Consider the following 12,865-nt stretch of genomic DNA (forward strand, 5'->3'; position numbering starts at 1 on the left):
CGACCTCGTCGCCGGAGTGGGCAGCAGCCGCGTCAGGGCCGCACCGCACCGCACGTCCACGACGACTACCCGCCGTGGACATCACTCGGACGATCGGGGAGCACCTCCGCCAGCCGGAGTTCCGTCTCGATGAAGCGCTTGAGGTGCCGGCGGGCGTCCTCCGTGGTGAGCGGCGGCGCCTGGCGCAGGCGCTGGAGGGCCAGGCCGTCAGCGAGCGCGGCGAAGCGGGCGGCGAATCCGTCGAGGTCGTCGCAGATGAACTCACCGTCGTCGACTCCCCGCCCGGCGAGCGACCGGATCTGGCCGTGCCAGGCCTCGTACCGCTGGGCCTGGCCGCGGGCGAAGCCCTGGTCCGGGTCCTGGTCGCCCGCGTTCCAGTAGTCGAACCACATGCGCCAGTGCCGGTCGGTGTCCTCGGTGAACAGCGCGTCGACCAGCAGCCGTAGTGCCTCGGCCGAGCCGGAGGCCCGCTCCGCGGCCTCGCTGAGCGCGGCGTAGTACCGCTCGATGTGCAGCACCATCGCCTCCGACAGGACCTCCTGGACGCTGCCGAAGTGGTAGGTGACCGTACCCACCGACACACCGGCCGCGGCGGCGACGTCCCGTACCCCCACCGAGGCGTAGCCGCGCTCGGCGATCAGCGGTACGGCCGCCTCGGCGATGAGGCGGCGGCGCACCTCGGTGGGCTGGCGGGTGCGGGCGGCGGCGGCGACGGCACGGCGCGGGGTCCGCGCGGCGGGGGACTCCGAGGCCGTCATCCGGATGTCCTCGGGGTGGTGCGGTGCCACTGGCGCTTGACCACTGTCTCTCCGTTCGACCGTGCTTCGATGCGGCTGTCCATGATGAAGTCCGTGCGCGTCGCCCGGAGTTCCGTCCGGGTAACGATCTCGGCGTCCCACGCGTCCCCACCCTCGTCCTCGCGGCGCAGCCGGATCGTCCACGTGGAGACGGCCGAGGCGGAGAGCGGGTCGTCGGAGCGGATCGTGTACGTCTCCAGCGCGCTCTCCTCGTAGCGCAGCCCGTCCGGGTAGGTGCGCGATCCCCCGTAGTGGGGGTCGACCTCCAGCCGCCACTCCCCCTTGGCCACATCGTGTGTCACGAGCCGCTCGGGCCGCGGGTCGGCGGGCCGGTCGTACGTCACCGGCAGGGGCACCGCCTGCTCGGGCTCCTCGAAGTGGATCGCCTGCTCGTCGAGGCTCTCCCGTACGGGCAGGAGTACGGCGCTGTCGGCGGGGACCACGCTCAGCGCGCCGCGTTCGCCGTGCGGCCATACCCAGGGCCAGTACGCGTCGGACACCGCGACCCGGATGCGGTGGCCCGGCGGGAAGGCGTACCCGATGCCGCTCAGCTCGAACTCGACCGTCTCGTACGTGCCCGGGGTCCACTCCACGGCCCGGTCGCGGCCGTGCCGCGAGAGCAGGTTGAGGACGCCCCGGGTGACGAGGGTGGAGGTGCCGTCGGGTGCGACGTCGCAGAGACGGGCGATGACGTGGGCGCGCGGGGTGGTGCTGTCGAGGCGGAGCCTCAGGCGCGGGCGGCCGAGGATCTCCACCCGGTCCGTGAGGGGCGCGGTGTCGAAGCAGACCGACCGGCCGTCCTCCTCGCGCTGGTCGGGCGGCAGGTCGCTCGCGTTGCCGAAGGGGAAGAAACGGCCGGCGTCGAGGCCGGTGTGCTGAGGGGACCTTACGAGAACAGGGGTGCCGGGGGTGGTGTCCGGGCCGAGGGCGCGTTCGTCCCAGGTGACCGTCGGGGAGGGCCAGTGGCGCTCGGCCACCCAGCGGCCGGGCAGGGCCTCGTACGTCGTGGCGGGTGGGACCGGGTCGGTGAGCCAGGCGCGCAGCAGGGGCTCGTCCATGATGCCGGTGTCCTGGTCCTTCAGGTGCTGGTCCCACCAGCGGAGGGTCTCCTGGAGGAAGCCGATCGCGGGGCCGGGCGGCAGGCCGCGGTCCGGGTACTGGTGGGACCACGGGCCGATCAGGCCGCGTACGCGGTCGCCCGGCAGGTGTTCCACCAGCCGGAGCACGGTGTCGCGGTACGGGTCGTTCCAGCCGCCCACCGCGAGGACGGCCGCGTCGATGGCGCCGTAGTCCTCGCAGACGCTGCCGTGCCGCCAGTAGGCGTCGCGCTGCTGGTGGTCCAGCCAGGTGTGCAGGAACGGTTCGAGGGCGTCGAGGCGCTGCCGCCACATCGGCAGCCAGCGGCCGGCGCCGACGTTCGCCGGGTCCGGTGGGCGGGAGGCGAAGGCCAGCATGGTGCCGGCCCAGGCGAGCATGTCGATGCCGAGGACGGCGCCTCCGGTGTAGTGGACGTCGTTGTCGTAGCGGTCGTCGGTGGAGCAGACCGTGACGACCGCCTTCAGGGGTTCGGGGGCGAGGGCGGCGATCTGGAGGGAGTTGAAGCCGCCCCAGGAGATGCCGAACATGCCGACCTTGCCGGTGCACCAGGGTTGTGCGGCAAGCCAGTTGACGACGTCGACGCCGTCCGCGAGTTCCTGCGCGTCGTACTCGTCGCCGGGGGTTCCCTCGCTGTCGCCGTGGCCGCGGATGTCGACGCGCACGGAGGCGTAGCCGTGTCCGGCGTACCAGGGGTGGCGCTGGGCGTCGCGGGGCGCGGTCCAGTCGCTCTTGCGGTACGGCAGGTATTCGAGGAGCGCGGGCACGGGGTCGGTTTCGGCGTCGGCGGGCCGCCAGACGCGGGCGTGCAGCCGGGTGGCGCCGTCACGGGTGGGGATCCAGATGTCCTCGCGGACGACGGGCCGGTCGAACCGCTCGCGGTACTTCACGGGTTTCCTTCCAGGAGGGCGGGGCGCCAGCGGCGGACCCGGTGGCCGTCGCCGTGGTTGGTCCACAGGTCGTCGGGTTCGGCTGCGTCGGCCCAGCCGGTGGCCTCGTCGCCGGGGGGCTGAGCGTCGGGGTCGGGTTCGAGGGCGGCCGCCATCAGCTGCCGGGTGTAGGGGTGTCCGGGCGAGGCGAACACCGCTTCCGTCGGGCCCTCCTCGACGACCACGCCGTGCCGCAGCACGGCCACACGGTCCGCGATGCCCCGGACGACGGCCAGGTCATGGCTGATGAACAGGCAGGCCAGGTGGCGTTCGCGGCGCAGGTCGTCGAGGAGGCGGAGCACCTCGGCCTGCACGGAGACGTCGAGGGCCGTGGTGATCTCGTCGGCGATCAGCACGTCCGGTTCTCCGGCCAGGGCCCGGGCGATGCCGATGCGCTGGCGCTGGCCGCCGGAGAGCTGGGCGGGCAGCCGGTCGGCGAGAGCCGGGTCCAGGCGCACGTCGGAGATGAGTTTCCGGGCCCGCCCTTCGGCCTCGGCCGGGCTCTGCGCCGTACCGAAGAGCCGCAGCGGGCGGCGGACGGCGTCGCCCACGGAGCGGCGCGGGTTCAGGGAGGTGTCGGCGTTCTGGAAGACGAGCTGGACCCTGCGCCGCAGCGACAGGGGCCGCCGTTCGGCGGGGCGTGCCAGGTCGCCCGACTCGTGGGTCAGGGTGCCGCCGGAGGGGGTGCGCAGGCCCGCGAGGGTCCAGGCGAGCGTGGACTTGCCGCTGCCGGACTCGCCGACGAGCGCGAGGACCTCGCCTCTGCGGACGTCGAAGGAGACACCGTGCACGGCGCGCGAGGAGCCGTAGTCGATGGTCACGTCCCGGGCGGACACGGCCACCGGGGCGTTGGCCGGCACCTGTGCCCTGGGGCGTACCTCCCGCTCCCCCGCCTCGCCGACGAGCGCGAGCCCAGCGTCGTCGAGGCGCGGGACGCTCGCCAGCAGCTTTCTGGTGTACGGGTCGTGGGGCGTCGCGAAGAGTGTGCGCGTGGGCGCCGACTCCACGATCCGGCCGGAGCGCAGCACGGTGACCTCGTCGGCCAGGTGCGCGACGACGCCGAGGTCGTGGCTCACCAGGACGGCGGCGAGGCCGAGTTCGTCGCGCAGGCCGGAGATCAGGTCGAGGACGCCGCGCTGGGTGACGACGTCGAGGCCGGTCGTCGGCTCGTCGAGGACGAGGACCTCGGGGCGGGCCGCGATGGCCATGGCGATGGCGACGCGCTGCTGCTGGCCGCCGGAGAGCTCGTGCGGGTAGCGGCGGGCGAGTTCGGCGGGGCGCGGCAGCCGTACCTGTTCCAGCAGGTCCGTGACGGGGATGTCGCCGCCCGCCTCCGCGATCTGCCGTCCGATCCGCATGGACGGGGTGAGGGCGTGCCCGGCGTTCTGCGTGACCATGGCGACGGTCCCGCCGCGCAGCCGCCTCAGCTCCCGTGCGGACAGGGCGAAGACGTCGCTGCCCTTGATGTGCACCGAGCCGCCGGTGATCCGGGATCCGTACCGCAGGTGACCCAGCAGGGTGGCCGCCACGGTCGACTTGCCGCTGCCGGACTCGCCGACGAGGGCGAGTGTCCGGCCCTTGGTGACCTCCAGCGACACCTCGTGCACGACCGGCACGTCCCGGCCGCCCGAACGGTACGCCACGGACAGGGAGTTCACGGAAACGATCGGCGTCATCAGGAGCCCTCCCTGATCCGGTCCACGCCCCAGGCCTTGGACAGGCCGTCGGCGGCGAGGTTGAGCCCGACCACGAGCGTGGCCAGGGCGATGATCGGCGCGAGGCTCGCCATCGGGACGACGGTGATGGCGGTGCGGTTCTCGGCGACCATCAGTCCCCAGTCGGGGGTCGGCGGGTCGGCGCCGAAGCCGAGGAAGGACAGCGAGGAGATCAGCAGCACGACCCAGGAGGCCCGCATCGCGAACTCCACGCACACCACGTCGGTGATGTTCGGCAGGATCTCCCGGCGCAGGATCGCCCAGGTGCCCTCGCCGCGCGCCCGTGCCGCCGTGACGTAGTCCTGCGGTACGACGGCCAGGGCGGCACCCCGGACGACCCGTACGACCTGGGGCACGTACACCACGGCGATCGCGAGGACGATGACCGAGGGTCCCGTGCCGAGCGCGGTCACGACGACGAGCAGGGACAGGATCGCCGGCACGGACAGCACCGCGTCCAGGACCCGGCCCAGCACGTTGTCGAACCGGCCTCCGCGCAGGGCGGCCGCGCATCCGATGACGGTGCCGAGCGCGACGGTCAGCAGGGTCGCGGTGAGGGAGACGCCGAGCGCGTACCGGCCGCCGTACAGCACGCGGGCGAGGACGTCACGGCCGTACTGGTCGGTGCCCGCCCAGTGCTGGGCGCTCGGCCCGAGGAGGGCCTCGCCGGCGCTGTTGGCGATGGGGTCGTAGGAGGTGAGGAGCGGTGCGAGGAGCGCGATCAGCACATGGACGGCGACGACGGACAGTCCGATCACGGCGGCGCGCGAGGAGCGGAGGGTGCGCCAGGCGCGCACGGCGCGCGCGGGGGCCGGGGCGGGCACGGCCACCGGTGCGGTGTCGAGCGTGGTCATCGGGTCCTCCCGCGCGTACGGAGCTTGGGGTTGAGGGCCATGGCGCCGAGGTCGGCGGCGAGGTTGCAGGTGACGTAGACGACGGCGCTGACGAGCGCGACAGCCTGGATGACGGGCAGGTCCCGGTTCTGCACCGAGGACAGCAGCAGCTTGCCGACGCCCGGGTAGTTGAAGACGTTCTCGACGACGGCGACGCCGCCCACGAGCCAGGCCACGTTGAGCGCGATGACGTGCAGGGTGGGCAGGAGGGCGCTCGGCAGGGCGTGCCGGGTGACGACCCGCCAGGTCGACAGGCCCTTGAGGCGGGCGGTGGTGACGTACTCGCTCGCCATCACGTCGATGACGGAGGTGCGGGCCATGCGGACGATGTAGGCGGCCATGACGACGGCGAGGGAGAGTGCGGGCAGCCAGACGGCGGGCAGGAGCTGACCGACGCTCGCCTCCGGGCCGTACAGGACGACCGCGGGGAACCACGGCAGCGCGACCGAGAAGCAGAGCACCAGCACGGTGGCGACGACGAACTCGGGGACGCTCATGCCGACGAGACTGGCCGTGGAGATCAGATGGTCCGGCCAGCGGTCGCGGTACAGGCCGGCGAGGACGCCGAGGACGATCGAGCCGGTGACGGCGAACAGGACGGTGACGAGGGCGATCAGCGCGGAGTTGCCGAGGTACGCGGCCACCTCGCCGCCGACCGCCTTGCCGGAGACGAGCGAGGTGCCGAAGTCCCCGTGGAGGGCGCCGCCCACCCAGTCGGCGTACCGCTCCCAGGCAGGCCGGTCGAGCCCGAGTTGCCCGCGCAGGGCGGCGACGGCGTCCGGGGTGGCGTCCTTGCCGAGGACCTGAGTGGCGACGTCGCCGGGCAGGGCCTGGACGGCGAGGAAGACCAGGACGGAGGCGAGGAGGAGGGTGCCCAGCGCGGCGGCGATCCGTCGGGTGACGAAGGACAGCATGCTCAGGCTCCCTTCAGGCCGATGCCGAGGTAGTCGAACTCGAAGCCGTGCTCGGCGTATCCGCGCACCTTCCGGGAGATCCCGACGAGCCGGTCGGCGAACATCGGGGTGATGGCCCCGCCCTTGTCGATGACGAAGGTCTGTGCCTCGCCGTAGAGTTCGCGCCGCCGTCTGTCGTCGGTCTCGCGCCGGGCGCGGTCGAGCAGGGCGTCGAAGTCCTTGTCGGACCAGGCGGTCTCGTTGTACGAGGAGCCGCCGCGGAAGACCTGGGTGAAGAGCTGGTCGACGGGTCTGCCGGTGTACCAGTACGTGGCCATCAGCGGTTTCTTCATCCAGATCTGCGTGTAGTACGAGTCCGCGGCGGCCGTCCTGACCCGGACGCGGATGCCGGCGCGCCGGGCCGAGTCCTGGTAGGCGAGCGCCATCGGTGTGAACACCGGGTCGTACGAGGACGTGTAGAGGTCGACGGCGAGCCCTTCGTGGCCGGCCTTCTTCAGCAGATGACGCGCCTTCTCCGGGTCGTGTTCCGGGTGCGCGGGGATGTGGGCGGGGTCGCTCGGCGGCACGGGGTTGTCCCAGCCGGGGGTACCCGCGCCCTGGAGGGCGACCTTCACCACGTGTTCGGGGTCGTAGGCGAGTTTCATGGCCTGCCGGACGCGCACGTCGGTGAACGGCTTCTCGGTGGTGAGCATCGGCAGCACGTACCACTGGGCGTTCTCGACGCGGGCGATGGTGGCGCGGTCGGAGGCGGCGATCACACGGGCGGTGGCGAAGTCGAGGTTGGTCTGTGACAGCAGGTCGACCTGTCCGGCGAGCAGGGCGTTCGAGCGGGCCGACATGTCGGCGACGGTGTAGAAGGTGATGGCGTCGAGGACGGGGCGGCCCTGCCAGTGGTCCGTGTACGCGGTGACACGGCCGGGTCCGGCGGGCGCGAAGGACTCCAGCTTGAAGGGACCTGTGCCGATGCCGGTCCGGCCGATCGAGCGGGCGCTGCCGTCGGGCACGACGTAGCAGTTGTAGTGCGTGAGGAGGCTCGGGAACTCGGCGTTGGGGGTCTTGAGCGGGACGACGAGGGTGTGCTCGTCGGGGGTGCGCAGCCGGTCCGTCGCGATGAGCGGGGCGAGGACGGCGGCCTGCGGGGAGGCGGTCTTCTTGTCGAGGATGTGGCGCAGCGTGTAGGCGGCGTCGGCCGCGCTGAACGGCCGCCCGTCGTGGAAGGTGACCCCCTTGCGGAGGCGGAAGGTCCAGGTGCGGGCCTGGTCGTCGGGTTCCCAGGACTCCGCGAGGTCGGGAGCGAGGGTGCCGTCCCGGCCGATGCGCACGAGCCGGTTGTAGAGGGCCCCCAGGTATTCGTACGCGGACAGCGCACTGGCCGGATCGAGCGTCTCGGCGTCGGATGCGGGCGGCCGGGCGATACGGAGGGTGCCGCCCCGGTCGGGCGTGCCCTGCCGTGCGGCGACAGGCAGTACGGGTGCGGACGCGGCGCCCGTACAGCCGGTGAGCAGCCAGGACGCGCCGAGCGACGCCGCGCCGGCGGCCCCCGCGGCGAGGATCGACCGCCGCCCCGGATGGTGGATGTCGGGCATGGTCCGACCGCCCCTCCTCGCTATTCGTTCAGCGGAACGATTGAGTGAAGTTGGTGAACGATAACGAGGGGGCGGTTTCACGCCAACCCCTGGTACCGGGAAATTAACCGCGGGAAACGCAGCCGTTACGGCCCATGCGATGCGCCTACGCCGTCAACTCCCGCCACAGCAGCCCTGGTGGGCCTCACTGGTCGGTGAATGTGACGTGTGCCACGGGGGGCACGAAAACGCGTCGGTCGCCCTGCCGCACGGTGTCCGTGCGACAGGGCGACCGGCCGCCGCGGCGTGCCGCTACTCGCCCGCGTACGCCTTCTCCAGGGCGGGGAGGTCCAGCTTGCCCATCGAGAGCAGGGCCGCGGACGTGCGGGCCGCCTTCTCCGGGTCCGGGTCCGTGATCATGTCGATGAGTGTTCTGGGGACGACCTGCCAGGACACCCCGTACCTGTCCTTGAGCCAGCCACAGGGGCCGCCCTCGCCGCCGCCTTCCGTGAGCCTGTTCCAGTAGTGGTCGATCTCGGCCTGGTCCTCGCAGACGATCTGGAAGGAGATCGCCTCGTCGAACGTGAACTGCGGACCGCCGTTCAGCGCGACGAACCGCTGGCCGTTCGCCACGAACTCCACGGTCACCACGGACCCGGCCGGGCCCGGTCCGGCTTCGGTGTAGCGGGCGATCCGGCCGATGCTGGAGTTCTTGAAGACCGAGACGTAGTAGTGCGCGGCCTCCTCGGCCTGGCCGTCGAACCACAGACAGGTGGTAAATCCGTTCGCGGGCATCGGTTGCCTCCTCGGGCGGCAGAGTGTGTGTCGTCACCTGTTTCGACCGATCCTCACCCGCGAACTCATCGGTGGCGCGGGCAGGAACGTCCCGGGGCTCGCCTAACATCGCCCGACATGACCCCTTCCAGCACAGACGGCACTAAAAGCACTGAGACCGCTGACCCCGGCGACGGTACGAACGGCGGAGGCGGTGCCGGCCTCGTCCGTCCGTTTCGCATCGACATCCCCCAGACCGACCTCGACGACCTGCACGCCCGGCTCGACCACACGCGCTGGCCGGACGAGCTGCCCGGCATGGGCTGGTCGTACGGCGTTCCCCTGAACTATCTGCGCGACCTCGTCCAGTACTGGCGGCACGACTACGACTGGCGGGCCGCCGAGGCGCGGCTGAACGCGTGGCCGCAGTTCACCACGGAGATCGACGGCGCGACCGTGCACTTCGCCCACATCCGGTCACCGGAGCCCGACGCCACCCCGCTGGTGATCACCCACGGCTGGCCGGGCTCGATCGTCGAGTTCACGAACGTGGTGGGGCCGCTGACCGACCCGCGGGCGCACGGCGGCGATCCCGCCGACGCCTTCCACCTGGTGATCCCCAGCATCCCGGGGTTCGGTCTGTCCGGGCCGACGCGGGAGCCCGGCTGGGAGTTCCGGCGCGTCGCGGCCGCGTGGGCCGAGCTGATGCAGCGGCTCGGCTACCGGCGGTACGGCACCCAGGGCGGGGACTGGGGCGCGGCGATCTCCCGTGAGCTGGGCCGGATCCGCCCGGACCACGTGATCGGCGTCCACCTCAACCTGCTCCCGGACTCCGCCGCCACGGCCCCACCGGGCGAGGAGGAGCTGGCCTCGCTGAGCCCTCAGGAGCGCGAGCGCACGCTGGCCTCGTGGGAGCGTATGCAGGAGTGGCTGCGCGAGAGGCAGGGGTACGGCGTCCTGCAGTCCACCCGGCCGCAGACCCTGGCGTACGCGCTCACCGACTCACCCGTCGGCCAGCTCGCCTGGATCAGCGAGAAGTTCAAGGAGTGGACGGACTCGCGGGACCGCCCCGAGGACGCCGTGGACCGCGACCTGCTGCTCACCAATGTGATGCTGTACTGGCTGACCGGCACCGCGGGCTCCTCGGCACGTATCTACTACGAGCGGGCCCACACGGACGGCTGGGGCGCTCCACCTGCCCCCTCCACCACACCGACGGCGCTGGCCGTCTTCCCGCGGGAGAACTTCGTACCGCTGCGGCACATCGCCGACCGTACGAACACCATCGTGCGGTGGACGGAGTTCGACCGGGGCGGGCACTTCGCGGCACTGGAGGTACCGGACCTGCTGGTGGGCGATGTGCGGGCGTTCTTCCGGCACCTGCGGGAGACGGCGCAGGGCCTCACTCCCTGACGCCGTCCTCTGCTCGTAGCGAATCTGCCGCGGGCAGAGAAATCCCATGTCAGAGGCGCTCCCTGGCGAGAGTGGAGGTGGCGGGGCCTCCGCCACGCAACGCTCACGACAAGGAGGACCGATGACGTCACTGATCACCGGCTGGGAGCCGGCCCTCGCCCCACGGGCCGAGGAGGGGGACACGCCTCCGTCGCGGTTCGACGACCACCTGGCGGCGCAACTGCTCGCGCAGCGGATCGTGTTCCTCGGCACGCAGGTCGACGAGGTCTCCGCCAACCGGGTCTGCTCCCAGCTGCTGATTCTGTCCGCGGAGGACCCGCGCACCGACATCAGCCTCTACATCAACAGCCCCGGCGGGTCCGTGACCGCGGGCCTCGCGATCTACGACACGATGCGGCTGATCCCGAACGACGTGGCCACGCTCGCGATGGGCTTCGCCGCGAGCATGGGCCAGTTCCTGCTCAGTGTGGGCACGCACGGGAAGCGGTTCGCGCTGCCGAACGCGCGAATCATGATGCACCAGCCGTCAGGGGGTATCGGCGGCACCACGGCCGACATCGAGATCCAGGCGGAGAACCTGGAGTTCGCCAAGCGGACCATCGAGCGCATCACCGCGGAACACACCGGCCAGACCCCGGAGACGATCTCCCGGGACGGCGACCGCGACCGGTGGTTCACGGCCGAGCAGGCGAAGGAGTACGGGATGGTCGACCAGGTGATGGAGTCACTCGCCGACATCCGGCCGGCCTCGTCGCGACGCAGGATGGGGCTGTAGGCATGGGGACGTACACGATTCCGAACGTCGTCGAGAGGACCCCGCAGGGCGAGCGGTCGTACGACGTCTTCAGCCGGCTGCTGAACGAGCGGATCATCTTCCTCGGCACGGAGATCGACGACGGGGTCGCCAACGTCGTCATCGCCCAGCTTCTCCATCTGGAGTCGTCGGCGCCTGAGAGCGAGATCGCGATCTACATCAACTCGCCCGGCGGTTCGTTCACTTCGCTCATGGCGATCTACGACACGATGACGTTCGTGCAGGCGCCCATCTCGACGTTCTGCGTGGGGCAGGCGGCCTCCACGGCCGCGGTGCTGCTGGCGGGCGGAGACCCGGGACGGCGCTTCGTCCTCGAACACGCGCGGGTGCTGCTCGGCCAGCCCGCGAGCGGCGGCCGCCAGGGAACGGCCTCGGACCTCACCCTCCAGGCGAAGGAGATGGTCCGGATCCGGTCCCAGGTCGAGGAGGTCCTCGCCCGGCACACCCGCCACGACGTCACGACGCTCCGCACGGACATGGACCGTGACAAGGTCTTCACCGCGCAGGAATCCGTGGCGTACGGTCTCGCCGACGAAGTGCTGAGCCGGCGGGTCACAGGACTCTGAGCCGCCGGCTCCGGACTGGCTGGGCGTCAGGCGGCGAGGCAGAGCCCGTTGTAGGGCGACGTGGTCGTGGTGGGCGTGGCCCTGGTGGCCGTCGTCGCCCGTGTCGTCCGGGTGCGCCGTGTCAGTTCGCCGTGGGCCAGGGACAGCAGGTCGCCAAGGCCCAGGCCGAGGGCGTGGGCGGCGGCCGCGAGGACCTCCGACGAGGCCTCCTTGCGGCCCCGCTCCAGCTCCGAGAGATACGGCATCGAGATCCGCGCCGCCTCCGCGACATCCTTCAGCGTCCGCTCCTGGGCGAGCCGTTCCCGCCGCAGCACGTCACCGACGAGGTCGCGCCAGAGGGGTTCTCTGGCGGGGGCCGGTGCCCGGGGTTCCCGGGCGGGACGCACCTGCGGGGCGAGAGCCGGACGCTGCTGCCGCGGTGTGACGGCAGGAGCGTCCGTGCGGGCCGGAGTGGCCGCCGGGCGCAGGGGAATGACGCGGGCTTCGTCGGGCGCTTGATTCCTCACTCCTTCAGACTAGGAGTCCAGCGCTCCACGGGAAGGGATCAACGTTCCGCCCTCAGTGGAATCGCGGTCCGGCCGGGAGAAGGGTTACCGCCATGCTGCGCGACACGTTCAACGAGGCGGCCGAGCTGTACGACCGGGCCCGCCCCCGCTATCCCCGTGCCCTGGTGGCGGAGTTGGCCCGGCAGGCGGGGCTGGGGCCCGGTACCCGCGTCCTGGAGATCGGCCCCGGAACCGGCCAGCTCACCGTCCCGCTGGCGGAGTCGGGCTGCGACCTGACGGCTGTCGAGCTCGGCCCGGCGCTGGCGAAGGTGGCCCGGGGCAATCTGCGCCCGTTCCCGCGGGTCCACGTGGAGGTGGCCGACTTCGAGCTGTGGCCCCTCCCCGCCGAGCCGTTCGACCTCGTGGTGAGCGCCACCGCGTTCCACTGGCTCGACCCGGCCGTGCGAGTTCCCAAGGTGGGCCACGCCCTCCGCTCCGGCGGCACCTTCGCACTGGTCACCACGGAACACGTCAAGGGCGGCACCGTGGACTTCTTCGCCCGCGCCCAGGAGTGCTACGAGCGCTGGGACCCGGCCACGCCGCCGGGCCTGCGGCTGCAGGACGAGTCGGACATCGCCACGGACACCGGCGAGTTGAAGGAGTGGGACGGCCTCCGCACGTACCGGTGGACACAGGAGATCACGTACTCGACGCAGGAGTACATCGATGTGCTCCTGACCTACTCCGGCCACCGCGCGCTCGAAGCATCCGCCCGGGAAGGGCTGTTGGGCTGCATCCGTGAGCTGATCGACACACGCCACGGCGGCCGGGTCACCAAGTGCTACCTGCACGAGCTGATCACGGCGAGACGGCCGACGGAGGCCGGCGCCCACTGACTCCGCGAT

12 protein-coding genes are annotated in these 12,865 nt (G+C 71.8%); 4 read left to right on the forward strand and 8 right to left on the reverse strand.

From position 1 onward, the window contains the following. Positions 1–65: 65 nt before the first annotated feature. From IE262_RS01880 to IE262_RS01910, 7 genes are all read right to left on the reverse strand, one after another. Entirely contained in the window at positions 66–758 is a 693-nt protein-coding gene (locus IE262_RS01880; protein ID WP_229877051.1) for a TetR/AcrR family transcriptional regulator, read from the reverse strand. Beyond that, a complete protein-coding gene (locus IE262_RS01885) occupies positions 755–2,782 on the reverse strand; it encodes a CocE/NonD family hydrolase (RefSeq protein ID WP_189870752.1) in 2,028 nt (675 codons plus the stop codon). Before IE262_RS01885 ends, IE262_RS01880 begins: the two co-directional genes overlap by 4 nt. Further along, a complete protein-coding gene (locus IE262_RS01890) occupies positions 2,779–4,497 on the reverse strand; it encodes a dipeptide ABC transporter ATP-binding protein (RefSeq protein ID WP_189870754.1) in 1,719 nt (572 codons plus the stop codon). The genes IE262_RS01885 and IE262_RS01890 overlap by 4 nt, the downstream gene beginning before the upstream one ends. Beyond that, the gene (locus tag IE262_RS01895) at positions 4,497–5,390 is read right to left on the reverse strand and encodes an ABC transporter permease (RefSeq protein ID WP_134039290.1); all 894 of its coding nucleotides are present in this window, start codon (positions 5,388–5,390) and stop codon (positions 4,497–4,499) included. The genes IE262_RS01890 and IE262_RS01895 overlap by 1 nt, the downstream gene beginning before the upstream one ends. Continuing rightward, complete coding sequence (locus IE262_RS01900) at positions 5,387–6,343, reverse strand: ABC transporter permease (RefSeq protein ID WP_134039289.1); 957 nt, start codon at positions 6,341–6,343, stop codon at positions 5,387–5,389. The genes IE262_RS01895 and IE262_RS01900 overlap by 4 nt, the downstream gene beginning before the upstream one ends. Before the next feature lie 2 nt (positions 6,344–6,345). Then, complete coding sequence (locus IE262_RS01905) at positions 6,346–7,929, reverse strand: ABC transporter substrate-binding protein (protein ID WP_189870756.1); 1,584 nt, start codon at positions 7,927–7,929, stop codon at positions 6,346–6,348. Positions 7,930–8,220: 291 nt separating this feature from the next. After that, positions 8,221–8,703: a VOC family protein gene (locus IE262_RS01910; protein ID WP_134039287.1), complete on the reverse strand. Its 483-nt coding sequence runs from the start codon at positions 8,701–8,703 to the stop codon at positions 8,221–8,223. A gap of 117 nt (positions 8,704–8,820) precedes the next feature. On the opposite strand from IE262_RS01910, the gene IE262_RS01915 reads away from it, so the two are divergent. From IE262_RS01915 to IE262_RS01925, 3 genes are all read left to right on the forward strand, one after another. Then, positions 8,821–10,095, forward strand: a complete 1,275-nt coding sequence (locus IE262_RS01915; protein WP_189870758.1) for an epoxide hydrolase family protein — start codon at positions 8,821–8,823, stop codon at positions 10,093–10,095. 121 nt (positions 10,096–10,216) lie between these two features. Continuing rightward, positions 10,217–10,870: an ATP-dependent Clp protease proteolytic subunit gene (locus tag IE262_RS01920; RefSeq protein ID WP_189870760.1), complete on the forward strand. Its 654-nt coding sequence runs from the start codon at positions 10,217–10,219 to the stop codon at positions 10,868–10,870. Positions 10,871–10,872: 2 nt separating this feature from the next. Further along, positions 10,873–11,475, forward strand: a complete 603-nt coding sequence (locus IE262_RS01925) for a ClpP family protease (protein ID WP_189870762.1) — start codon at positions 10,873–10,875, stop codon at positions 11,473–11,475. Positions 11,476–11,501: 26 nt separating this feature from the next. Here the strand turns inward: IE262_RS01925 and IE262_RS40130 are convergent, their stop codons facing one another. Continuing rightward, positions 11,502–11,981, reverse strand: a complete 480-nt coding sequence (locus IE262_RS40130) for a helix-turn-helix domain-containing protein (protein WP_189870764.1) — start codon at positions 11,979–11,981, stop codon at positions 11,502–11,504. A 92-nt stretch (positions 11,982–12,073) separates the two neighbouring features. On the opposite strand from IE262_RS40130, the gene IE262_RS01935 reads away from it, so the two are divergent. Further along, the gene (locus IE262_RS01935) at positions 12,074–12,856 is read left to right on the forward strand and encodes a class I SAM-dependent methyltransferase (RefSeq protein ID WP_134039282.1); all 783 of its coding nucleotides are present in this window, start codon (positions 12,074–12,076) and stop codon (positions 12,854–12,856) included. Positions 12,857–12,865 lie beyond the last annotated feature (9 nt).

It is taken from the genome of Streptomyces bluensis, assembly GCF_014650715.1.
GTDB lineage: Bacteria > Actinomycetota > Actinomycetes > Streptomycetales > Streptomycetaceae > Streptomyces > Streptomyces bluensis.

Bases quoted from the DNA above. Each gene is read 5' to 3' on its own strand.
- IE262_RS01880 (WP_229877051.1), bottom strand. From the start codon at position 758: ATGACGGCCTCGGAGTCCCCCGCCGCGCGGACCCCGCGCCGTGCCGTC.
- IE262_RS01890 (WP_189870754.1), bottom strand. From the start codon at position 4,497: ATGACGCCGATCGTTTCCGTGAACTCCCTGTCCGTGGCGTACCGTTCG.
- IE262_RS01895 (WP_134039290.1), bottom strand. From the start codon at position 5,390: ATGACCACGCTCGACACCGCACCGGTGGCCGTGCCCGCCCCGGCCCCC.
- IE262_RS01900 (WP_134039289.1), bottom strand. From the start codon at position 6,343: ATGCTGTCCTTCGTCACCCGACGGATCGCCGCCGCGCTGGGCACCCTC.
- IE262_RS01905 (WP_189870756.1), bottom strand. From the start codon at position 7,929: ATGCCCGACATCCACCATCCGGGGCGGCGGTCGATCCTCGCCGCGGGG.
- IE262_RS01910 (WP_134039287.1), bottom strand. From the start codon at position 8,703: ATGCCCGCGAACGGATTTACCACCTGTCTGTGGTTCGACGGCCAGGCC.
- IE262_RS01915 (WP_189870758.1), top strand. From the start codon at position 8,821: ATGACCCCTTCCAGCACAGACGGCACTAAAAGCACTGAGACCGCTGAC.
- IE262_RS01920 (WP_189870760.1), top strand. From the start codon at position 10,217: ATGACGTCACTGATCACCGGCTGGGAGCCGGCCCTCGCCCCACGGGCC.
- IE262_RS01925 (WP_189870762.1), top strand. From the start codon at position 10,873: ATGGGGACGTACACGATTCCGAACGTCGTCGAGAGGACCCCGCAGGGC.
- IE262_RS01935 (WP_134039282.1), top strand. From the start codon at position 12,074: ATGCTGCGCGACACGTTCAACGAGGCGGCCGAGCTGTACGACCGGGCC.